Below are 20,335 nucleotides of genomic sequence, written 5' to 3'. Positions count from 1 at the left end.
GTCGGTGGTCGGTCGTAACGTGGGGGCATGACCAACCTTTCCGAGTCACCCGCTTCACCCGATCAGCCGCACGGCGACCGGGGGCAGGGTGACCCGGTGCACGGTGACCCGGTGCAGGGCGGCGTGCTCGACGGGTTGCGGTCGATGGCGGATGTCGTCACCGGCCTGGGCGGTTCGTCTGCAGCTGTCGACACGCTCAGCGATGAAGCGGTGCTCGAGGGGCACATGTTGATCGCGGGAGCCCGGCGGGCCTTGGACACCCAGGCGGCGTGGTTCGCCGCAACCCTGGCCCGGCGGTCCCGACCCGAACTCGGCGGGAAGGGCCTCGCGGCCCGGCAAGGCTTCCGGACTCCGGAAGACCTGCTGCAGAGCATCTCCGGATCGAGCAGAGGGGACGCTGCCAAGCTCTTCGCGGTCGGCCGGTTGCTCTCTGAGACCGACGCCGCCGAGAAAGCCGCCCGCGAAGCCGCCGACGCGAAGAAGCTGCTCGACGAGATCCCGCCCCTCGACGGCGCCGCCCCGGACCTACCGCCGCTCGAACTGCCGGTTCCGCCGGCCGCCGTGCCGCCCTGGCACGCACCAATCGGCCGGGACCTGCGCGAGGGCTGGCTGAGCGTGGAGAAGGCAGACTCGCTCCGCAAAGGCCTCGGCGACCTGGACCGGGCGATCACCCCGGAGAAACTCGCCACCGCCCTCGCCCGGCTCCTCACCGAAGCGCGGACCCTGAACGCTGACCAGCTGTTCAAGCGCGCCCGAAGGGTACGGGACGTGCTCGATGAAGCCGGCATCGCCGCCCGCGAGAAAGCCGCCTACGACGACCGGTCCCTACGGTTCTGGCGACTCCACACGGGACAGGTGCGCATGGTCGGGTTGTTCGCCCCGGAAGACGGCGAATACCTGATGAGCACCTACGACGCCATCACCAGCCCCCGCCGGGGCGGGGTCCGCTTCGTGGACAAGGAGCAGGCCGCGTGGGCGAAGCAGGTGCAGGACGACCCGCGCACCACCGAGCAGCTCACCGCGGACGCGTTCCTGGCCCTGATGAGACTCGGCGTGAAGGCCGACCCCAAGCGCATCGCCGGAAGCCGCAGCCCCGCCGTCCGCATGATCACCATCCGCCCCAGGAGCACCACACCCGCCGGTTTCGCGCCCAGGGGAACCACAACCACCGATGCCGCGCCAACCGAGGCCCCGTCACCCACAGCCGACGCTGCGGCGAACCCCGAAACCGCGTCACCCGCGCTCCAGCCCGGCGTCATCGAGGGGACTGCGGTGACGGTCGCGGCCGAGACCTTGGAACGGAACCGGTGCGACACCGGACTCCTCGACGTCACCTTCGACGACCACGGCCACGGCGTCGACCTCGGCCGCGAACAACGCACCTTCAGCCCCGCCCAACGCGCGGCCCTCGCCCTCCGCGACGGCGGCTGCATGTGGCCCGGCTGCGACCGCCCACCCTCCTGGACCGAAACCCACCACATCCAACACTGGAAAGAGGACACCGGCCAGACCAACCTCGACCAGGGCATCCTGCTCTGCCGCGGCGACCACCTCAGGCTCCACAACGAACACTGGCGCATCACCCGCGACGACACGGGCGGCTACTGGCTCACCCCACCACCCGGACTCGACCCCGAACAGAAACCCATCCCCCTCACCAGCAGGAGCGAGATCCTCCGCGACGACGACTGAATCAGCGGAGATGACGGACAGGACGGGCTCGGACGCCCGGGCGGAGTACGCGCCGGGTCCACCCCCGGAGCCCGGGTTCGGGCGAAGCCCGATCGAACGCGCGCGACGGGCTTCACGCGGAAGGACGCCAGAGACGCTCGAGACGCTACAGGCCCAGGCCGACCCAGGAGTGGGTGCCGTCGACTTCGTACTGCTTCTTCCAGATCGGGACCTCGGCCTTGACCGCCTCGACGAGACGCTCGCAGACCAGGAAGGCGTCGGCGCGGTGCGCACTCGCGACGGCGGCGACGAGGGCGAGGTCGCCGACCTCGAGGTGGCCGATCCGGTGGCTGACGACGAGCTCCACCGCGGGGTTCCCGGCCCGGAACCGCGCGGCGATCTCCGTGAGGATACGTCCGGCATCCGGATGGGCGCTGTAGTCGAGGCCCGTCACGGCGCCTGCGGCGTCGGGGTCGTGATCCCGCACCTGGCCCACGAAGGTGACGACGGCGCCGGCTGACCGCGAGGACACCGCGAGGACGTGCGCAGCCACATCGAGCGTCTGCTCGGTGACGAGGGATAGCGGCGGTATGCGTTCGGATTCCACAGCCCCACAGTACCCGCGCAGCATCCTCGCCGCGCGGACGCACCCGGCAGTATGCTGGCGCCGGCGGAATCCCCGCTCCGCCGAACCGACTGCCGGAACGAGGTTCACCGATGCCCCACCAGCCCCACAGACTGATCCCCGCGAGTTTCGCTCCCGGACCCTCCCTCGACCTGCGCACGCGGGTCGAGATCACGCCCGACTTCGGTCAGGGCGCCACGATCGCCGGCTACGCCGTCTCGAGTGACGGCCCCGTCCCCGCGGCGATCGGACTCGACCGTGCCGCGCTCACGGAGGCCGGGTTCACCGGTGCGGTGGGCCAGGCGCTCGTGCTCCCCCAGGCATCCGCACCGACCCTCGTCGCCATCGGCGTCGGCGCGCAGGGTCTGCTCACGACCGCGACCCTGAGAGACGCCGCCGCCGCGTTCGCCAGGGCCGGCCGGCAGGGACGCCGTCTCGCGACGGACCTCCTGGACGCCGCGAGCGGGCTCGACCCGGTCGCGGCCAGCGCGGCCGTCGTCGAGGGCGCCGTGCTCGCACGCTATCGCTACCTCGAACTCAAAACGGCGACCACCCACATTCCCCTCGAAGCGCTCGACCTCGTCGGGAGCACCGCACACGCAGGCGGCGTCGCACGCGGCCTCGCCCTCGCCCGGGCGACGGCCCTCGCGCGCGACCTTGCGGCCGCCCCGCCCTCCCATCTCACGGCGACGGTCTTCGGCGACTTCGCAGAGGCTCTCGCACCGCAATTCGGGCTCGAGGTGAGCGTCTTCGACAAGGCGGAACTCATCGAGCTCGGCTGCGGCGGCCTCCTCGGCGTCAATGCCGGCAGCATCGAAGAGCCCCGGATGATCGAGGTCAGGTATCGCCCCTCCGAACAGCCGACCGGGCACCTCGCCCTCGTCGGCAAGGGCATCATGTACGACTCCGGCGGGATCGCTCTCAAGCCGGGCGATGTCACGCACCTCGCGATGAAGATGGACATGTCCGGTGCCGGCGCGATCTTCGCCGCGATGACTGCGCTCACAGAACTCGGCTGCACGAACGCCGTGACCGCCTATCTGATGTGCACAGACAACATGCCCTCCGGTTCGGCGACCGCGATGGGTGACGTCCTCACGATCCGCGGCGGCACGACCGTCGAAGTCAAGAACACCGACGCGGAGGGGCGGCTCGTGATGGCGGACGGGCTCGTCCTCGCCACCGAAGAGGGCGTTGACGCCATCGTCGACCTCGCGACCCTCACCGGGGCCGCGCTCGTCTCGCTCGGCCCGATGATGGCGGCGCTGTTCGGCAACGACCAGGACATCATCGACCAGGTGCGCGCGGCATCCGACCTCACCGACGAGACAGTCTGGCAACTTCCGCTCGACCGCCGCTACCGCAACCAGCTCGACTCGGACGTCGCGGACATGTCGAACCTCGGCGGGCCGTTCGCCGGCGCGACGACCGCTGCCCTGTTCCTCGCGGACTTCGTCGGCGACACCCCCTGGGCGCACGTCGACATGTGCGGCCCGATGCAGTCGGACTCCGACGACTCCTGGCGGACCAAGGGACCGACCGGTTTCGGAGCCCGCCTGCTCGTCGAGCTCGCGCTCGCGTTCCGGCCCCCGGCCGCCTGAGCACGGCCGCCAACTGCGGAGCGCACGGTCGGCTCCTGCTTCGGCTTGCGCGCACCGGATGCCCGGCCCGAGCGACCGGACAGCGATCGCCTCCCATCACACCCGTTCGAAGACGGCGGCGAGGCCCTGTCCACCCCCGATGCACATGGTCTCGAGCAGGTACTGCCCCCCGGTGCGGTGCAGGTGCCTGCTCGCGGTCGCCAGGATGCGTGCGCCGGTGGCACCGACGGGGTGACCCAGGGAGATGCCGGAACCGTTCACGTTGGTGCGTTCCCAGTCGGCGTCGGTGAATTTCCACTCCCGGCTGACCGCGAGCACCTGCGCGGCGAATGCCTCATTGAGCTCGATCAGGTCAATGTCCGCGAGGGTGAGGCCTGCGCGTTCGAGGGCCTTCTTCGTTGCGGGCACCGGCCCGATGCCCATCCGCGAGGGCTCGACGCCGGCCCTTGCCCACGTCACGAGGCGCACGAGCGGGGTGAGCCCGAGCTCCGCGGCGCGCTCAGGGGTCGTCACGAGGCACACGGCGGCGGCGTCGTTCTGCCCGCTCGCGTTTCCGGCGGTGACCGTCGCGGCGGCATCCGTCTTCACGAGAATGGGACGCAGCCCGCCGAGACCGGCCAGGGTCGTGTCCGGCCGCGGGGTTTCGTCGCGGGAGACGACGACGGCGCCCTTTCGCCCCGGAACCGTGACCGGAACGATTTCGGCGTCGAAGCGGCCCTCTGCAACGGCCGCCGCGGCGCGCTGCTGGGACCGCACGGCGAGCTCGTCCTGCTCGGTACGACCGATGCCGTACTCCCGGCGCAGGTTCTCCGCGGTCTCGAGCATGCCGCCGGGAACCGGGTAGTTGCGGCCGCCGGCGGTCTCCCGGCCACGGCTGAGCGCGTCGCGCAGCAGCAGGCCCGGCCCGGCCGTGATTCCGAAACGGGAATCGACGGTGTAGAACGGCGCCTGGCTCATCGAGTCGACCCCGCCGGCCACGACGACGTCGCTGATGCCGGTCTGCACCTGCATCGCCGCGTCGAGCACGGCCTGCAGGCCGGAGCCGCACCGCCGGTCGAGTTGGAGCCCGCCGACGGTCACCGGCAGGCCGGCGTTGAGGGCGGCGACGCGGGCGACGGATGCCGCCTCCGCGGTCGGGTAGGCCTGCCCGAGGATCACGTCGTCGATCACACCCCCGTCGATGCCGGTACGTTCCAGCAGGGCCGCGATCACGGCGGCGGCGAGGTCGGCCGGCGCGACCGTGGCGAACATCCCGCCGAAGCGCCCGATCGGGGTGCGCACCGGTTCGCAGATGACGACCTCGCGCATCCGCTCGTTCATGCGCCGACCCCTGACAGCAGGGTGCGGATGACGCCCGGTTCCGCGGGCACGAGCAGCCGCGCCCCGGTCGCGGCCTGCACCTCCGCGACGGTGAGACCCGGAGCGACCTCCCGTAGCACGAGCCCCTCCCCGGTGACGTCGATCACCGCGAGGTCGGTGATGATCCGGGTGACCACGTGCTTGCCGGTCAGGGGAAGGGAGCACTCCGCCACGATCTTGTGCTCGCCGGCACGCGTGACATGCTCCATCACGACGATCACGGTATCGGCGCCGTGCACGAGGTCCATCGCCCCGCCCATACCTTTGATCATCTTGCCCGGCACGGCCCAGTTCGCGATGTCTCCCGTCTCCGAGACCTGCATCGCGCCGAGAACGGCCACGTCGATGACTCCGGCACGGATCATGCCGAAGCTCTGCGCGGAGTCGAAGTACGCCGCACCGGGATTGACGGTGATGGTCTCCTTGCCGGCGTTGATCAGTTTCGGGTCCTCCTCGCCCTCCCACGGGTACGCCCCGACGCCGAGCACCCCGTTCTCCGAATGCAGGATGACGTGCACCCCCTCCGGCAGGAAGTTCGGGATCAGGGTCGGCAGGCCGATCCCGAGGTTGACGTAGCTGTCGGGGGCGAGTTCCTGCGCGGCTCGGGCCGCCATCTCGTTGCGGGTCAGGGGCATGTCAGCCTTCCGTTCTGGCGGTATGGGCGGATGCCGCGGCCGCGGCGGCGTCTCCCGGCCGTGGCCGGGTCGTGACCTTCTCGATCGGGAGGTCATGCGCATCCGCGTGGTTCAGCTGCACGATCCGTTGCACGTAGATGCCGGCGAGGTGCACGTCGTCCGGATCGATCTCGCCCGGTTCGACGAGCTCGTCGACCTCGGCGATGGTGATCTGGCCGGCCATCGCTGCCGGCGGGTTGAAGTTGCGGGCCGACTTCTCGAAGACCAGATTGCCGTGCCGGTCGCCGCGAGCGGCGCGCACCAGGGCGAAGTCGGTGACGATCGCCTCCTCGAGCACGTATTCCTGCGTCTTTCCGAGCGAGGAGAACACCCTGGTCTCCTTCGGCGGCGAGGACACCAGCACCTCCCCGTCTGGCCCGTAGCGCCAGGGCAGGCCGCCGTCGGCGACCAGGGTTCCGACGCCGCTCGCGGTGAAGAACGCCGGGATGCCGCTGCCGCCCGCGCGAAGCCGCTCGGCGAGGGTTCCCTGCGGGGTGAGCTCGACCTCGAGGTCCCCGCCGAGGTAGCGCCGCGCGAAGTCCTTGTTCTCGCCGATGTATGACGCGATGACCCTGCTGATCCTGCCCTCCCTGAGCAGCTCACCGAGTCCCCAGCCGTCGACGCCGCAGTTGTTGGAGACGACCCGGAGGTCTGTCGTGCCCCGGTCGAGCAGGGCGCGGATCAGCACGATCGGCACGCCGACCAGGCCGAAGCCGCCGACGGCGAGGGAAGCGCCGTCTGGGATGTCCGCGACGGCGGCCGCCGCGGAGGTGAACGTCTTATCCATGGAGCAGTCCTTCGGTCCGGTTCAGGGAAGTGTCGGGGTCGGTGCAGAGGCGGCGGCCTCCGCGTCCAGGGCGGCGAACGTCGTGCGGGCTATCGAGAGCGCCGAGTTCGCGGCAGGCACCCCGGCGTAGATCGCGGTATGCAGCATCGCCTCGCTGATCTCGGCGCGGCTGAGCCCGTTGGTGAGCGCGGCGCGCACGTGCATCGCGAGCTCGTGCTCGTGGCCGCCGGTGATCAGGCAGGCGAGGGTGAGGAAGCTGCGGGTGCGCCGGTCGAGGCCGGGCCTGGTCCAGATTTCACCCCAGGCGTATCGGGTGATGAAGTCCTGGAAGTCGGCGGTCTCCGGGGTGATCGCGGCCGTCGCAGCATCCACGTGCGTGTCACCGAGCACGGCCCGGCGCACGGCCAGGCCCGCGGTGTACACCTCGGCCGCCGTTCGTGCGGAGGGATCCTGGGCCACGGCTTGTCCGATCGGCTGCTCCGCAGACGTTGCCGGGGGCGTCGCCGCGAGCTGTTCCCTGAGCAGGCCTGCGAGGTCCCGCGGCCGCTCGAGGGAGGGCAGGTGGGCGACTCCCGCGATCTCGGCGAACCGGGCGCCGGGAATGGCCGCGGCGAGTTCGGTGACGAGGGCACTCGGCGTGGCGAGGTCGAGTTCCCCGGCGACGCAGAGCGTCTGCACGGCGATGCCGGCGACCGCGTCGCGCTCGTCGAAGCCGGCGAGCGCCTCGCAGCAGAGCGCGTATGACTCGTCGTCGATGTCGAGCAGCCGGTTCAGCGCACCGGCACCCGCCGCGGGATCGCGCTCAAGGAACCCCGGAGCGAACCAGCGTTCGGCGCTGCCGATCACCATCGAGGGCGTTCCGCTCGCCCGGATCTGTGCGGCGCGCTCGTGCCAGCCCTCCGCTGTGCCGATCCGTGCCGCCGAACAGACGACGGTGAGGCTCAGCAGGCGCCCGGGGTGGCGGATGCCGAGCTCGAGCCCGACCGCTCCGCCGAGCGAGATCCCGGCATAGTGGAAGGACTCCGGTGCCGCGTCCGGACCGAGGGCGGCGGCCGTCGCGGAGTCGACGAGCGCGATCACCGCGTCGGCGAGTTCGGCGACCGTGAACGGTTCCCGCGCGGCCGGGCTGACCCCGTGTCCGGGCAGATCGAAGCTGAGCACCCGCAGGTCCGGATGTGCCGGGTCGCCGAGGGCGCCGAGGGCGTCGACGACCGGGTCCCAGAGCGTCGTCGTGGTGCCGAGCGACGGTCCGAGAACGAGCAGCGACGCCCGGCCAGCCGGGCCAGCCGGGCCAGCCGGGCCAGCCCGGCCAGCCGGGCCAGGGCGAATCGTGCCACGAAGAAAGGGCTGGGTCATCGTTCAACCTTCCGTGCTGGGTGGGCAGGCACTGCCGGTTGACGAGGCACTGCCGGTTCACGAGGCACTTCTGCCTCGACGTGTGCCCGGTATCGGGCGAGCACCCGGTCGATCGCTGACGAACCCTGGCCAAGGCCGGAGTCCGCGTCGAATGCGGCCCAGGCCCGGTCCCGCAGTGCGTCGGTCACTCCCCCGGTGGCGCCCTCTGCTGCCAGCATGCCACCCAGCGTCACCCGCAGCGGTCGCCGGGTCTCGTGGGATTCCTCGGCGGCACGCTGTACGAGTGCGAAGGCCCTGGTCTTCCCGAGGGCCTCGGCGAGCAGGGTGGTCACGCGTTCGCTGAAGACGAGCCCGTCGGTGAACTCGAGGTTGACCCGCATCCGCCCGGGGTGGACGTCGAGGCGCCCGGCGAGGTCGGCCGCTCCGCTGACCGCGGAAACCGCGAGCCGCTCGAGCTCGCGCAGGGTCTGCCACTCGGCGTGCCAGGCTCCGCTCGGGCGCTGGTCCTCGGCGAGCAGGCTGCCGTAGAGCGACGCCAGCAGAGCAGGGGTCTGGCGCGCTGCGGCCGTGACGAGCACGGCCGTCACCGGGTTGCGCTTGTGCGGCATCGCGCTGGAGCCGCCCTGTCCCGCACCGAGCCGCTCGTTCACCTCGGCGATCTCGGTGCGGGACAGCACGGACACGTCGAGGGCGAACGCCCCGGCGACCCCGGTCACCGCGGCGAGCGCGGATCCAAGTTCTACGACCGGCAGGCGGTCGGTGTGCCAGCTGAGCAGCGGGCGGCGCAGCCCGAGCCGGGCGGCGAACCGGTCCGTGACGACCTCGACGGCCGGGGTGCCCGACGTGGATGCCGCCGGCCCGGCGACCCCGGAGCGGGCGTTGGCGATGGCGGTGAGCACGGCGAGGTTCCCGACGGCGCCGCCGAGCTGCGCTGGCAGCCCCGCGCGCACCCGGGCGAGCGCGGTCGCGGCCGTGAGCACGGCGTCGAGCCAGCCGGCCGCCACGAAGCCGAAGCTCGTGGGCGAGGCCTGCTGGCCCAGGGTGCGGCCGGCCATGATCGTGTCCCGGTGCTGCCCCGCGAGCACGGCGAGCGCGGCGGCGAATTCCCCGAGCCGGTCGGCGAGCTCGCCGCAGACCCGGTCGGCGACGAGCATCGCCGCCGTGTCGAGGACGTCCTGGCTCGTGGCGCCGACATGGATGTGGTCTGAGGCCCCTGCACGCACGCGTTCCGCGGCGAGCCCGAGGTGCTTCACGAGCGGGATCACGGGGTTGCCGCCGCCGCGTCCCTCCCGCGCGATCGCACCGAGGTCGAGCGCACCGGCGTCGGCGAGAGTGTCGCAGACGCCGAGCATCCACTCGGGGGCGAGTGCTGCGTCGACGAGCGCCCTGGTCAGGGCGAGCTCGGTGTCGACCATCGCCTGCAGCCAGGCCGCGTCGCTCGTGAGCGCCCGCGCCCGGCTGCCGTGGTCGAGCGGAGCCAGCAGCCCGACGTCGAGAATGGGCTCAGGCATCGAAGACTCAGGCAGCACTGACTCAGGCATCGAAATCCAGGAACACGGTCTCGTTCTCGCCCTGCAGGCGGATGTCGAACCGGTACGAGGCAGCGCCCGTCGGCCCGGTCCCTTCCTGCACGCAGACGAGGGTGTACCGCCGGTCCGCCGGGACCGCGGCGAGCACGGCATCCGTGGCATTCAGCTCCGCATTCCCGGGGAAGTAGGCCCGGGTGAAGAGGTGGTGGATGAGCCCCCTGGCGAACACGGTGACGAGCACGTACGGCGCACCGCCCGCGACCGGGCCGGGCTCGACCGTCGTGAAGGTGTAGTGACCGCCGAAGTCGACGGCCGCCCTGCCGAAGCCCGTGAAGCCGAAGCCGTCGCGGGCGAGGGAGCCCCGTTCGGTCCGCAAGGCGCCGGTCTCGTCGGCCTGCCAGATTTCGAGGATGGCGTCGGGCACCGGTTCCCCTGCGCCGTCGAAGACGGTTCCGTGCAGCCGGATCGCGTGCGGGTGGTGGCCGGGCACGAGCTCGGCTCCCCCGTCGTACGGCAACGCGAACCCGTAGAACGGGCCCACGGTCTGCGCGGGGGTCTGCACGTACCGGGCGGCAGGCGACTCAGTCATGGGCTTCTTCACTTTCCATCCAGGTGGATTTCGGACCGGTGAGCACGATGTCCCACCGGTAGCCGAGCGAGAACTCCGGCACGCTCAGGTCGTGGTCGTACACGCCGATCAGCCGGGCGCGCGCTGCGGGGTCTGTGATCGACTGGTAGATCGGGTCGAGCGCGAAGAGCGGGTCGCCCGGAAAGTACATCTGGGTGATCAGGCGCTGGGTGAACGCGGTACCGAAGAGGGAGAAGTGGATGTGTGCCGGCCGCCACGCGTTCAGGTGGTTCCGCCACGGGTAGGGTCCCGGCTTGATCGTGGTGAAGGAGTATTCGCCGTTGTCCCCCGTGATGACCCGGCCGACGCCGGTGAAGTTGGGGTCGAGCGGGGCGGGATGCTGGTCGCGCTTGTGCACGTAGCGTCCGCCGGCGTTGGCCTGCCAGACCTCGACGAGCTGGTGCCGCACCGGGCGGCCCTCGCCGTCGAGCACCCGCCCGGACACCGTCATCCGCTCGCCGAGAGGTTCGGCGTTGTGCTGGATGGTCAGGTCGCTCTCGAGGGGGCTGACGTCGCTGTGCCCGAAGGCGGGCGAGTGCCGTTCGATCTCCTCGGGGTCCGCCCGCACGAGCTCGTGGGTCGGGTGCCGCAGGATCGAACTGCGATAGGGAGGGTAGTCGCGACGCGGGTGCAGTTCCGGGGCGTTGCCCTCCGCGACGCGGGCCCTGGCTTCCGCCTCGATGGCCTGCATCTCTGCGGAGATCTCGTGTTGTGACGTGGTATCGGTCATGTCGCTGATTCCTCTCGGGAGTATGGGGTCGGGAGTGCGGGGCTAGAACGGGAGTCCGGAATACTGTTCGGCGAGCTCGCGCTGGGCGTGCACCGAGCCCGTGACGTAGTCGAGACGGCCGAGCTGGCTCTGGTAGTCGAACTCCATCGTCTGCAGGTCGGTGCTGTTGCGGTGCAGCAGGTCGGTCATCCACTGCGAGAACTGCTGCACGCGCCACTGGCGGCGGAGCGCCGCCTCGCCGTAACCGGAGAGGAGGGCGTCGTCGTCCGCGTAGTGGGCGGCGAGGGCGGCGGCGAGCATGGTGACGTCGGCGATGGCGGAGTTGAGGCCCTTCGCCCCGGTCGGCGGCACGATGTGTCCGGCGTCCCCCGCGAGGAAGAGACTGCCGTACGCGAGGCGGGACGCCACGAAGCTGCGCATGGGCGTGATCGACTTGTCGGTGATCTCGCCCTCCTGGAGGGTCCAGCCCGGCACGCCGAGCCGGGCGTGCAGGTTCTCCCAGATCCGTTCGTCCGGCCACTGGTCGAGCGAGTCCGCGGTGTCGACCTGCAGGTAGAGCCGGGAGACGTGCGGCGAACGCATCGAGTGCATTGCGAAGCCGTCTTCGTGCAGCGCATAGATGAGCTCGTCGGTCGACGGAGCCACGTTCGCGAGGATCCCGAGCCAGGCGTACGGGTAACTCCGGTCGTAGAGCGTGATGGCTTCGCGGGGGATGCTCGCGCGGCAGACGCCGTGGAAGCCGTCGGCGCCGACGACGAAGTCCGCCGTGATCTCGTGGGCCTCGCCCGCGTGGGTGAACGTCACCCGCGGCGCGCTCGACTCGAGGGCGTGCACGGCGACATCCGCCGCCTCATAGTAGATCGTCGAGCCGGCGGCGTTGTGCGCCGCGATGAGGTCCTTGACGACTTCCTGCTGGCCGTACACCGTGACGCTGCGGCCGATGAGCTCCTGGAAGTCGACGTGGTGGCGTTCGCCCCGGAACTGCAGGTAGATGCCGTCGTGCTCGAGGCCCTCGGTCCTGATCCGCTCGCCGAGCCCCAGGCGGGTGAGGGTCTCGACGGCGCTCTGCTCGAGTACGCCGGCCCGGATCCGGGCGAGCACGTAGTCCTGCGAACGGTTCTCGACCACGATCGAGTCGATTCCGGCGTCCCGCAGCGCCCAGCTGAGGAGAAGACCGGCGGGGCCTGCGCCGATGATGGCGACACGGGTGTTTTCTGGGGACACGGGGTTCTCCTAGCGACGATGACAGGTGATCGCACCATCTTGCGGAGTCAGCAACCCTCCAGCGCAGCCGTTTCCACTGAGTGAAAGATCGCGGGCTGGACTCACGGCAAGCAGGTCTTTCTAAGAAAGCTCTCACACGCGTCTCGCGTCTGCCTCATCGAGGACAGGCACACTGTCGGATGATGACCCCGACGCCCGGTGACGGCACACTGGCTGTGGAGCCTTCCCCCGCTGAATAGGAGCAGATCAATGCGCGAGCCCATCCCAGCACCTGACAGTCGTCGGCGGCGGACGCGTGCCGGCCTCGCCGGGGCTGCACTCATCGTCGTCGTCGCCACCGCCGGCCTTGCCGCAGCCATGGTGAGCTCCCTCGCGCTCGCGGACCAGGCGGGGACGCCGCTCACCGTTCCCGGGGTCACGGTCGGAACCCAGCCGCCCGCCACGGGCGACGCCCCGGTCGTCGCGCCGAGCGCGGTCTCCACCGGCGCGCCGTCGGTGGGCACGGTCCCGGCCACGATACCGACCACCGCACCCGTGCCCGAGCTGGTGCCTGCCCCGACGCCGGTTGTCGTCGACGACCACGGCGGTAACCGATCGGGAGGAAGCGGTGGCAGCGGCAGCAGTGGGAGCAGCGGTAAGGACTGAACCGCCCGAACGCTAAGAGAGCTCTCACCGGCGTCTCCTTCCGGGCTTAGAACCACACCGCAGAGTGGAAGCACTCAGTGACATCCGCTGAAGCGCCGGTCCCGGCGCCGTCGAAAGGACATCTCATGGCCCACCTGACAAAGAAGAGTTCCCTCGCACTCGCCACCCTCGGCCTCGCCGGGCTCCTGTCTGCGGGTATCGCCACCGCACAGGCAGACACCGGCAGGCACGGCGACGTCATCCCGACGCCGACCAGCAGTTCCAGCACGACCACACCCGGCACCATCGTCGGCACCGACGACCCGGCGACCCACGACCTCGGCGACGATCACTCGACCGACCCCGCCACGCCGACACCGACGACCCCCGCCGTCACGACCGACGACAACGGAGCCGACGATCCCGCCACCCACGACGTCGGCGACGACCACTCCGCAGCCCCGGCCGTGCCCGCCACGCCTGCGACTCCGGTCCGCACCGATGACCACGGCGTCGACGACCCCGCAACCCACGACGTCGGCGACGACCACGGAACGGACACCTCCGGCTCCACCGACTCCGGCTCAGGCAACTCCGGCCACGACAGCTCCGGCCACGACAGCACCGGGCACGACAACTCCGGGCACGGCAGCAACGGCTAGAACTCCCCGAACACCGATATCCGCCCGGGCTCGTCGCCGAGGACGGGAAATGGGCTGCCGGCTCAGCGCGATCAGCGCAGCCGGTAGCCCATTCCCCTGACCGTTTCGATGCGCGAGGCGCCGAACTTGGCCCGGAGATAGCCGACGTAGACGTCGACAACGTTCGAACCGGGATCGAAGTCGTACCCCCAGACCCGGCTGAGCAGCTGCTCCCGACTGAGCACCTGGTCGGGGTTGCGCAGGAATTCCTCGGCCAGAGCGAATTCCCTGGCCGACAGGTCCACCTGGTGATCACCGACGATCGCCCGGCGGCTACGCAGGTCGAGCTGGAGCCCAGGGACGCCCAGGACGGGTTCGAGGACTCTGGCGGCATCTGCCAGACGCAGGCGCACGCGGGCGAGCAGCTCATCGAACCGGAACGGCTTGGCCATGTAGTCGTTGGCACCGCCCTGAAGGCTGGCCAGGGTGTCTTCTGCAGAGTCCCGCGCCGTCAGCACGATCACCGGTAGCGCAGAGTCCTCCGCGCGCAGTCTGCGGAGTACTTCGTAACCGTCGATGCCCGGAAGGCCGATGTCGAGCACCATCAGGTCGAATCCGCCGGTGAGGGCGAAGTCGAGTGCGTCAGGTCCGGTGCGCACGACCGACGTCGCGTACCCGGCCGCCGAGAGGCCCTTGTCGACGAAGGTCGCGATCCGCGCTTCGTCCTCTGCGATCAGGATGCGGCTCATGGGGTGACCTCCGTGGTCTCTGGCGCTTCGACGCTTCGGGGCGGGAGCGGGATATCGAGCGTGAAGGTCGCGCCCTGTCCCTGCTGCGACGTCACCAGGACCGAACCGCCGTGGGCGTCGGCGATCGCCGCGACGATCGCGAGGCCGAGTCCGGAACCGGTCTCTCCCCGTCCGACCGCTCCACGCGTGAATCGTTCAAAAATGTGTTCCTGCGCCTCGATACTGATCCCTGGACCGTCGTCCCTGACCCAGAGCCGCAGCCGGGATGAGCCGTCCGCCGCCCGGTCGACCGCGCTGCCGATGTCGACCGTTCCTCCGGGCGAACCGTGACTGACAGCGTTTGCCGCGAGCTGGAGCAGGGCCTGGGTGAGCTTGTCGGCGTCGACGGTAGCCATGACAGCGGCACTCCGGCTCGACACCCAGTGGTGGTCGGAGAGCGCAGCTGCCTTGGCGCGCACGAGTTCGGTGAGGGCCGCGATGTCGGCAGGCGCCAGGTTCAGGCTCACCGGCCTGTGCACTTCTGCGAGCGCGGAGATGTCCCTGACCAGGCCGTTCATCCGGTCGAGCTCGTCGATCGCCAGTGCCCTCGTCGCTGCAACGTCGGCGGGGTCGGATTCGTTCATGAGTTCCAGGTGCCCGCGCACGATGGTGATCGGAGTCTTGAGCTCGTGGCCGATGTCGTCGAGCAGGCGACGCTGGCTGGTGATCGAGTGATCGAGCCTGTCGAGCATGCCATTGACGGTTTCGGTCAGGAGTGAGACATCGTCCCGGCCATAGGCCGGTATGCGCTCACTCATGTCGGACGCGGTGATCCGCGCGGCCGCCTCACGCAGGGCACGGATGGGACGCAGCAGACGTCCGGATACCAGCCAGCCGACGAGGCCGAGCAGGACCAGGGTCAGCGCGGCGACTCCCAGGTAGGTGCGGAAGGCATCCGTGACGGGCCGCAGCTCGGCGTCGAGATCGAAGGCGGCGCTGAACACCCCGGCGGCGGGGTCCGTGCCGACGGTGACGGGTGCCGCGACGTAGCGCACAGCCCGTCCGTTCCCGACCGCGGTGCCGAGCACGACTGCTCCGCCCGACGTCTCGGCTGTGATCCGCGTGACGAACCCGGCGTCGTCTTCGAGGCGGAAGGCGACGTCCCCAGCGGGGGCGAAGGCCGCAGCACCGTCGATGACGGCGAGTGTGGACTCATTCGTTCCCGGCCGCACCCGCTGCACGACGGCACCGAGCACGCCGGCCACCGTGGTCAGCCCGGAGTCCCCTGCGATGAAACGGGCGTCCTCGACCGTCACCTTCAGTGAGGCGTCAAGAGCATCCAGGGTTCGTTCGCGCTGCACCAGATACGCGGTCGTCCCCGCGGTGGCCATGCCGAACGCTGTGACGACCAGGATGGCGGCCAGGATGCGCACCCGGACCGACAGCAGGGGTCGCCATCGACCACGGGGAACGAGCTCCTCAACGGGCATTCCCCCATTATCGACTGCCGCAACCATCGAGCGGGCATCCCCGCGCGATCAGTCCGCAATCAGTCCGCAGCTGATCCGCACTCAGCCGGCGGCGCGGCGGTACCCGAGCGCCCTGCCGACCCCGTGGGCCGCGACGCGCACGGCCTGTTCCTGCTCGGGGCTCGACCGGGGCGTTGTGCGGGTGACGATAGACACGGCCGCAACCACCTGGCCGGTGCGGTCCCGGATCGGCGCCGCGATCGAACTCGAACCGGCCGTCATCTCCTCGGACATGCGGGCGATGCCCTGGGCGCGGATGCCGGCCAGGCGCCGCCGCAATTCCTCGGGGTCGGTCACCGTCTGTGGCAGGAACCGCGGCAACGGCCCGGCCAGGTAGGCCTGGATCACCTCGTTCGGAGCGAAGGCCAGCAGCACGAGTCCGACCCCGGTCGCGTGCAGCGGGAGGCGGCCGCCCACCCGGGAGATCACCCGCACGGCCTGGTGCCCGGACAGCTTCTCGAGGTAGAGGGCGTCGCTCCCATCGAGGATGGCGAGGTGCACGTGCTCGTGGGTCGACTCGTACAGGTCTTCCAGATAGGGCAGGGCGATCGTGCGCAGGTTCCGCGCCGTCGGGGTCTGCACCCCGACCTCCCAGAGCCGCATCCCGAGCGCGTAGCGTCCGTCTTCCTGGCGGGCAAGGCCTCCCCAGCTCGTCCATTCGCCGACGAGGCGATGCACCGTCGTCAGCGGGATCCCGGTGCGCTGCGCGATCGCGGTGAGGGTGAGCGAACTCGCCGGCGGCGCGGTGAACGCGTCGAGAATGGCGAAGAGCCGGGCGGCCACGCCGCGGTCATCGACCGGGAACGCCGCAGCGTCCTCGGTTCCCCTCGACTGTGCGGGCTTCCCTGACATCAGCACCACGCTACTCGCCCGCGCACCGGCGGGCAGCATATTGTGGGGCCATGGCGAATTCCCGCTCCGGCGACTCCCTGCTGTCCCGGCTCGTGACGATTCTCGACGCCTTCGATTCCCATCGCTCGTCCATGACGATCTCCGCGTTATCGCGCCGGGTGGGCATCCCACTCGCCACGACCCACCGGCTCGTCGTGCAGCTCCTCGACGAACGGCTCCTCGAGCGCGACGCGGACGGAGGAGTTCGCCTCGGCATCCGGTTGTGGGAGCTGGCCTCGCGGGGCTCGCGCACCACCGACCTGCGCGAGATCGCGCTTCCCTTCATGGAGGACGTGCACGCCGTCGTGCAGCAGCACACGACCCTGAGCCTGCTCGACAGCGAGAACGTGCTCTACATCGAGCGGCTCACGACCCGCGGTTCGGCGGTGAACATCACCCAGATCGCCGGCCGGCTGCCGATCCACGCGTGCTCGTCCGGGCTCGTGCTCCTGGCATACTCCCCGCCGGAGTTCCAGGACGACGTGCTCGGCAGGGAACTCGTGCGCTACACGGAACACACCGTCACCGAACCCGCAGCCCTGCGCCGGCTGCTGGCCGGGATCAGGCAGCTCGGCCACGCTTCCGTGCCCGGGATCATCGTGCCGAACACGACCGGGATCGCCGTTCCGGTGTTCGAACGCGGCGATCGGGTGATCGCCGCGCTGAACGTGATCGTCCCCTTCGGCGAGGAGGACCTCCGGGCGACCGTGCCCGCCCTGAAGACCGCGGCGCACGGCATCTCCCGCGCCCTCGGCTCCGACCGGCCGCGCGGCGGCACAAGCCGGATGCCGCGGGCCGTCTGACCGGGACGCCCCGATTCCCCGGCGAATATTCCTCCCATTGAATGGGAGGGGCACGATGAGCGACCCCGACCGTTGGCAGTCTTCAGAAACGCAAATTCTTGTGTCAACGACGACGGGAGTGGGATTCGATGCGAATTCTCCAGGGCAAGCCGCAGGACCGATTCGATGTCGTGGTGGTGGGGTCCGGCGCCGCGGCGCTCACGGCCGCCGCGACGGCGGCCAACGAAGGCAAGAGCGTGCTGGTGGTCGAGAAGTCGGCCCTGCTCGGCGGGACCTCGGCGGTATCGGGCGGGATGCTCTGGGTCGCCGCCAACCATCTCGCCCGCGGCGCGGGCATCGCGGATTCGCCGGAAGACGCCGCACGGTACGTGCGAGCGGTCTCCAGGGGCCGGGGCAGGGACGAGCTCTTCGATGCCGCGATCGACAGCGGCGATGACATGCTGCGCTACGTCGAACGCGAGCTCGGCGCGGCCTTCCTGCTGCTTGATAACTTCCCGGACTACCGGATGGATCTCGACGGCGCCCTCGACGGCGGACGCACCGTCGAACCCGAACTCTTCGACGCCGCTGCCGCGCTCGGCCCCGTGCGGGCACACGTGCGCACCGACGGCCGGGCGCCCTTCACGATGCAGGAATACGAAGCCTGGGGAGCCTTCACCCACTTCCCCTGGCCAGAACTCGCGGCACGGGAAGCGGCGGGCCTCGTCGCCAAGGGGCAGGCGCTCGTCAGCATGCTGCTCGCCTCCTGCCTCGGGAACGACGTGACCCTCTCCGTCGACGCCCGCGCCGAACGCCTCGTCGTCGAGAACGGGCGCGTCACGGGCGTCGTCGTGGACGGACGCACGTTCCACGCGAATGACGGCGTCGTGCTCGCCTGCGGCGGCTTCGAGTGGGACAAGGAACTCGCCGACGGGCTGCTCCAGACCCGGCTGCACGTCGTCTGCTCTCCCCCGTCGAACACCGGAGACGGCCTCCGGATGGCCCAGCGCATCGGTGCACGGACCGGTGGGACCAGGGAAGCCTGGTGGGCGCCGATGTCGGTCATCCCCGGCGATCTCCGCGACGGGGAACAGGTCGGCACCCTGCTCCGCTTCGAACGCCAGGGTCCCGGTTCGATCATGGTCAACCAACACGGGCGCCGTTTCGCGAACGAATCCCAGGATTACAACGACCTCGCGCGTGCCCTGCACTCGTGGGACCCCGCGGCCAATGCCCCGCTGAACACGCCGGCCCACGTCGTCTTCGACCACGCCTTCCTCGAGCGCTACGGCGTCCTGAGCCACCGCGCCGGCCGGCCGACGCCGGCGTGGCTGCTCGAAGGCGCCACCCTGGCCGACCTCGCCGCGCGCATCGGCGTCGACCCGGCCGCCCTCACGGAGACGGTCGGCCGCTTCAACCACTACGCCGAGCTCGGTGAGGACCCAGACTTCGGCAGGGGCCGGAGCCGCTACGACACCTACTGGGGCGATGCGGGGAACGTCTTCCCCAACCCGAGCCTCGGCCCGCTCACCACCGGGCCGTTCTACGCGCTCCCGGTCGTCAACGGCGCCTTCGGCACGAGCGGAGGCGTGTCGACGGATGGCGTCGGTCGCGTCGTCGACATCGACGGCGCCGTCATCGGTGGACTGTTCGCCGCCGGGAACACCACCGAGAGCGCGTACGGGGCCGGTTACCCCGGCGCAGGCGCGACCCTCGGGCCGCTGATGACGATGGGCTACCTGATCGGCCGCACCCTCGCAGGCAGCCCGATCGGCTACCCCGACCTGGCCGACGCTGCGGCGACGGCGGTCGTCCGATGATCCGCCACGTGGTGCTGTTCCGGTTCGAAGACAGCTTCACCCCCGCGATCGAACACGACTGGCGTGCCGGGCTCGACGGTCTCGTCGGTCACGTACCGGGGCTCCGGTCGCTGAGCGTCGGCCGCGACCTCTCCGGACAGGCCAGGTCCTGGGACTGCACGATCGTCGCGGACTTCGACACGGCCGCCGACGTGGCCGGGTACGCAGGGCATCCACTGCACACCCCGCTGATCGCCCTCTCCAGCCCGCACACCCGGCAGATCGCATCCGTCGATTTCGACGTTCCGGAACCGGCCACGACGCACGCGGAGCAGAGGAAGGGGCGGGTGCACGGCAAGATCGCCATCGTCACGGGAGGGAGCGGCGACCTCGGCAGCGCCTGCGTGCGGCTCCTCGCCCGCGAGGGCGCCGTGGTCGTCAGCCTCGACGTCACCCCGCCGGCCGAACCGTGGCACGAGCCGGGAATCACCTCCCTCGAACTCGACATCACCGACCCGGAACAGGTGGAACGCGCCGTGGCCCGGGTACTCGAGACGGTCGGCGTTCCCGACATCCTCGTGAACGCCGCCGGTATCATCGGGCGCGCGGCGCCCTCGCACGAGTCGACCCTCGCCGAGTTCGACCGGATCTTCAACGTGAACGTCAAGGGCACCTGGCTCATGACGAAGTACGTGGTCCCGGCCATGATCGCCGCGTCGCGCGGCAGCATCGTCAACTTCTCGTCGATCCACGGCATCACCGGCGGCAGGAGCGTGCCGCTGTACCACGCCACGAAAGGCGCGGTCCGGCTGCTCACCAAGTCCGACGCCGCGACCTACGGTGAGCACGGCATCCGGGTGAATTCGATCCACCCCGGCTCGATGAACACGAGGATGAGCCGCACGGCCGCCGACATGAGCGCTGTCGGGCCAGAGGCGTACTACCGCCAGCTGGTCGAGGGCAATCCGCTCCGCCGGCAGGGGGAACCCGACGAGATCGCCTACGGCGTGCTCTACCTCGCGAGCGACGAATCCCGCTTCAGCACCGGTTCCGAACTGGTCATCGACGGCGGATACACCGCCGTCTGACCCAGGGCAGACCACCCGCACCACCCGAACCACCCGCCCCAACCCCACCAGGCACCTTGTCAAAGGAGA

Annotated in this window: 19 protein-coding genes; 7 read left to right on the top strand and 12 right to left on the bottom strand. The window is 70.4% G+C overall.

The annotated features are described in order from the left end of the window. Positions 1-27: 27 nt before the first annotated feature. A complete protein-coding gene (locus tag E3O50_RS02895) occupies positions 28-1,692 on the top strand; it encodes an HNH endonuclease signature motif containing protein (RefSeq protein ID WP_134564546.1) in 1,665 nt (554 codons plus the stop codon). Positions 1,693-1,837: 145 nt separating this feature from the next. On the opposite strand, the gene E3O50_RS02890 is transcribed toward E3O50_RS02895, so the two are convergent. Beyond that, complete coding sequence (locus tag E3O50_RS02890; protein ID WP_241975370.1) at positions 1,838-2,278, bottom strand: molybdenum cofactor biosynthesis protein MoaE; 441 nt, start codon at positions 2,276-2,278, stop codon at positions 1,838-1,840. A gap of 110 nt (positions 2,279-2,388) precedes the next feature. On the opposite strand from E3O50_RS02890, the gene E3O50_RS02885 reads away from it, so the two are divergent. Then, a complete protein-coding gene (locus E3O50_RS02885) occupies positions 2,389-3,897 on the top strand; it encodes a M17 family peptidase N-terminal domain-containing protein (protein WP_134559308.1) in 1,509 nt (502 codons plus the stop codon). A 96-nt stretch (positions 3,898-3,993) separates the two neighbouring features. On the opposite strand, the gene E3O50_RS02880 is transcribed toward E3O50_RS02885, so the two are convergent. Genes E3O50_RS02880 through E3O50_RS02845 form a run of 8 tightly spaced genes read right to left on the bottom strand, consistent with a single transcriptional unit; the run spans position 3,994 to position 12,184 of the window. Further along, positions 3,994-5,217: an acetyl-CoA C-acetyltransferase gene (locus E3O50_RS02880; protein ID WP_277870850.1), complete on the bottom strand. Its 1,224-nt coding sequence runs from the start codon at positions 5,215-5,217 to the stop codon at positions 3,994-3,996. Further along, positions 5,214-5,891, bottom strand: a complete 678-nt coding sequence (locus E3O50_RS02875; RefSeq protein WP_134448888.1) for a 3-oxoacid CoA-transferase subunit B — start codon at positions 5,889-5,891, stop codon at positions 5,214-5,216. Before E3O50_RS02875 ends, E3O50_RS02880 begins: the two co-directional genes overlap by 4 nt. A gap of 1 nt (position 5,892) precedes the next feature. Then, the gene (locus E3O50_RS02870; RefSeq protein ID WP_134559306.1) at positions 5,893-6,717 is read right to left on the bottom strand and encodes a CoA transferase subunit A; all 825 of its coding nucleotides are present in this window, start codon (positions 6,715-6,717) and stop codon (positions 5,893-5,895) included. A gap of 21 nt (positions 6,718-6,738) precedes the next feature. After that, on the bottom strand, positions 6,739-8,073 hold the full coding sequence (pcaC, locus tag E3O50_RS19900; RefSeq protein ID WP_134559304.1) for a 4-carboxymuconolactone decarboxylase: 1,335 nt from the start codon (positions 8,071-8,073) through the stop codon (positions 6,739-6,741). Next, positions 8,070-9,584 (bottom strand): lyase family protein, encoded by a 1,515-nt coding sequence (locus E3O50_RS02860; protein ID WP_166790979.1) that lies wholly within the window; start codon positions 9,582-9,584, stop codon positions 8,070-8,072. Before E3O50_RS02860 ends, pcaC begins: the two co-directional genes overlap by 4 nt. Before the next feature lie 22 nt (positions 9,585-9,606). After that, positions 9,607-10,191, bottom strand: coding sequence for a protocatechuate 3,4-dioxygenase subunit alpha (gene pcaG / locus E3O50_RS02855; RefSeq protein ID WP_134560040.1), 585 nt, complete (start codon positions 10,189-10,191; stop codon positions 9,607-9,609). Further along, positions 10,184-10,960: a protocatechuate 3,4-dioxygenase subunit beta gene (pcaH, locus tag E3O50_RS02850; protein WP_134448883.1), complete on the bottom strand. Its 777-nt coding sequence runs from the start codon at positions 10,958-10,960 to the stop codon at positions 10,184-10,186. Before pcaH ends, pcaG begins: the two co-directional genes overlap by 8 nt. Positions 10,961-11,002: 42 nt before the next feature. Further along, positions 11,003-12,184: a 4-hydroxybenzoate 3-monooxygenase gene (locus E3O50_RS02845; RefSeq protein ID WP_134560038.1), complete on the bottom strand. Its 1,182-nt coding sequence runs from the start codon at positions 12,182-12,184 to the stop codon at positions 11,003-11,005. Positions 12,185-12,433: 249 nt separating this feature from the next. Here E3O50_RS02845 and E3O50_RS19035 point away from each other — a divergent pair, with 249 nt between their 5' ends. Both E3O50_RS19035 and E3O50_RS02835 read left to right on the top strand, forming a co-directional pair. Next, a complete protein-coding gene (locus E3O50_RS19035; RefSeq protein ID WP_166790688.1) occupies positions 12,434-12,829 on the top strand; it encodes a hypothetical protein in 396 nt (131 codons plus the stop codon). Positions 12,830-12,954: 125 nt separating this feature from the next. After that, positions 12,955-13,470, top strand: a complete 516-nt coding sequence (locus tag E3O50_RS02835) for a hypothetical protein (RefSeq protein ID WP_134448880.1) — start codon at positions 12,955-12,957, stop codon at positions 13,468-13,470. Between the two features lie 71 nt (positions 13,471-13,541). Here E3O50_RS02835 and E3O50_RS02830 read toward each other — a convergent pair whose 3' ends face one another. The 3 genes from E3O50_RS02830 to E3O50_RS02820 all read right to left on the bottom strand — a co-directional run bounded on the left by E3O50_RS02830 (position 13,542) and on the right by E3O50_RS02820 (position 16,558). Next, positions 13,542-14,198 (bottom strand): response regulator transcription factor, encoded by a 657-nt coding sequence (locus E3O50_RS02830; protein ID WP_134560034.1) that lies wholly within the window; start codon positions 14,196-14,198, stop codon positions 13,542-13,544. Next, positions 14,195-15,667 carry a HAMP domain-containing sensor histidine kinase gene (locus tag E3O50_RS02825; protein ID WP_166790687.1) on the bottom strand — a complete coding sequence of 491 codons (1,473 nt, stop codon included), beginning with the start codon at positions 15,665-15,667 and terminating at the stop codon, positions 14,195-14,197. Before E3O50_RS02825 ends, E3O50_RS02830 begins: the two co-directional genes overlap by 4 nt. A gap of 81 nt (positions 15,668-15,748) precedes the next feature. Next, positions 15,749-16,558, bottom strand: coding sequence for an IclR family transcriptional regulator (locus E3O50_RS02820; protein WP_134560030.1), 810 nt, complete (start codon positions 16,556-16,558; stop codon positions 15,749-15,751). 50 nt (positions 16,559-16,608) lie between these two features. Between E3O50_RS02820 and E3O50_RS02815 the strand changes: the two genes are divergently transcribed. The 3 genes from E3O50_RS02815 (at position 16,609) to E3O50_RS02805 (ending at position 20,266) form a co-directional block, all read left to right on the top strand. Beyond that, entirely contained in the window at positions 16,609-17,400 is a 792-nt protein-coding gene (locus E3O50_RS02815) for an IclR family transcriptional regulator (protein WP_134560028.1), read from the top strand. A 128-nt stretch (positions 17,401-17,528) separates the two neighbouring features. Further along, a complete protein-coding gene (locus E3O50_RS02810; protein WP_134560026.1) occupies positions 17,529-19,199 on the top strand; it encodes an FAD-dependent oxidoreductase in 1,671 nt (556 codons plus the stop codon). Continuing rightward, positions 19,196-20,266: an SDR family oxidoreductase gene (locus E3O50_RS02805; protein WP_134560024.1), complete on the top strand. Its 1,071-nt coding sequence runs from the start codon at positions 19,196-19,198 to the stop codon at positions 20,264-20,266. The genes E3O50_RS02810 and E3O50_RS02805 overlap by 4 nt, the downstream gene beginning before the upstream one ends. Positions 20,267-20,335 lie beyond the last annotated feature (69 nt).

This window comes from Cryobacterium sp. MDB1-18-1, assembly GCF_004402735.1.
Taxonomy (GTDB): Bacteria; Actinomycetota; Actinomycetes; order Actinomycetales; family Microbacteriaceae; genus Cryobacterium; species Cryobacterium glucosi.
The sequence above is the reverse complement of the archived record's forward strand: the minus strand, read 5'-3'. Positions and strand labels throughout refer to the sequence as shown.

Excerpts from the sequence above, each read along its gene's own strand:
- E3O50_RS02870 (WP_134559306.1), bottom strand. The coding sequence starts at position 6,717 with ATGGATAAGACGTTCACCTCCGCGGCGGCCGCCGTCGCGGACATCCCA.
- E3O50_RS02830 (WP_134560034.1), bottom strand. The coding sequence starts at position 14,198 with ATGAGCCGCATCCTGATCGCAGAGGACGAAGCGCGGATCGCGACCTTC.
- E3O50_RS02885 (WP_134559308.1), top strand. The coding sequence starts at position 2,389 with ATGCCCCACCAGCCCCACAGACTGATCCCCGCGAGTTTCGCTCCCGGA.
- E3O50_RS02805 (WP_134560024.1), top strand. The coding sequence starts at position 19,196 with ATGATCCGCCACGTGGTGCTGTTCCGGTTCGAAGACAGCTTCACCCCC.
- E3O50_RS02880 (WP_277870850.1), bottom strand. The coding sequence starts at position 5,217 with ATGAACGAGCGGATGCGCGAGGTCGTCATCTGCGAACCGGTGCGCACC.
- E3O50_RS02860 (WP_166790979.1), bottom strand. The coding sequence starts at position 9,584 with ATGCCTGAGCCCATTCTCGACGTCGGGCTGCTGGCTCCGCTCGACCAC.
- E3O50_RS02875 (WP_134448888.1), bottom strand. The coding sequence starts at position 5,891 with ATGCCCCTGACCCGCAACGAGATGGCGGCCCGAGCCGCGCAGGAACTC.
- E3O50_RS02820 (WP_134560030.1), bottom strand. The coding sequence starts at position 16,558 with ATGTCAGGGAAGCCCGCACAGTCGAGGGGAACCGAGGACGCTGCGGCG.
- E3O50_RS02815 (WP_134560028.1), top strand. The coding sequence starts at position 16,609 with ATGGCGAATTCCCGCTCCGGCGACTCCCTGCTGTCCCGGCTCGTGACG.
- E3O50_RS02825 (WP_166790687.1), bottom strand. The coding sequence starts at position 15,667 with ATGCCCGTTGAGGAGCTCGTTCCCCGTGGTCGATGGCGACCCCTGCTG.
- E3O50_RS02835 (WP_134448880.1), top strand. The coding sequence starts at position 12,955 with ATGGCCCACCTGACAAAGAAGAGTTCCCTCGCACTCGCCACCCTCGGC.
- E3O50_RS19035 (WP_166790688.1), top strand. The coding sequence starts at position 12,434 with ATGCGCGAGCCCATCCCAGCACCTGACAGTCGTCGGCGGCGGACGCGT.
- E3O50_RS02895 (WP_134564546.1), top strand. The coding sequence starts at position 28 with ATGACCAACCTTTCCGAGTCACCCGCTTCACCCGATCAGCCGCACGGC.
- pcaH (WP_134448883.1), bottom strand. The coding sequence starts at position 10,960 with ATGACCGATACCACGTCACAACACGAGATCTCCGCAGAGATGCAGGCC.
- pcaC (WP_134559304.1), bottom strand. The coding sequence starts at position 8,073 with ATGACCCAGCCCTTTCTTCGTGGCACGATTCGCCCTGGCCCGGCTGGC.
- pcaG (WP_134560040.1), bottom strand. The coding sequence starts at position 10,191 with ATGACTGAGTCGCCTGCCGCCCGGTACGTGCAGACCCCCGCGCAGACC.
- E3O50_RS02810 (WP_134560026.1), top strand. The coding sequence starts at position 17,529 with ATGCGAATTCTCCAGGGCAAGCCGCAGGACCGATTCGATGTCGTGGTG.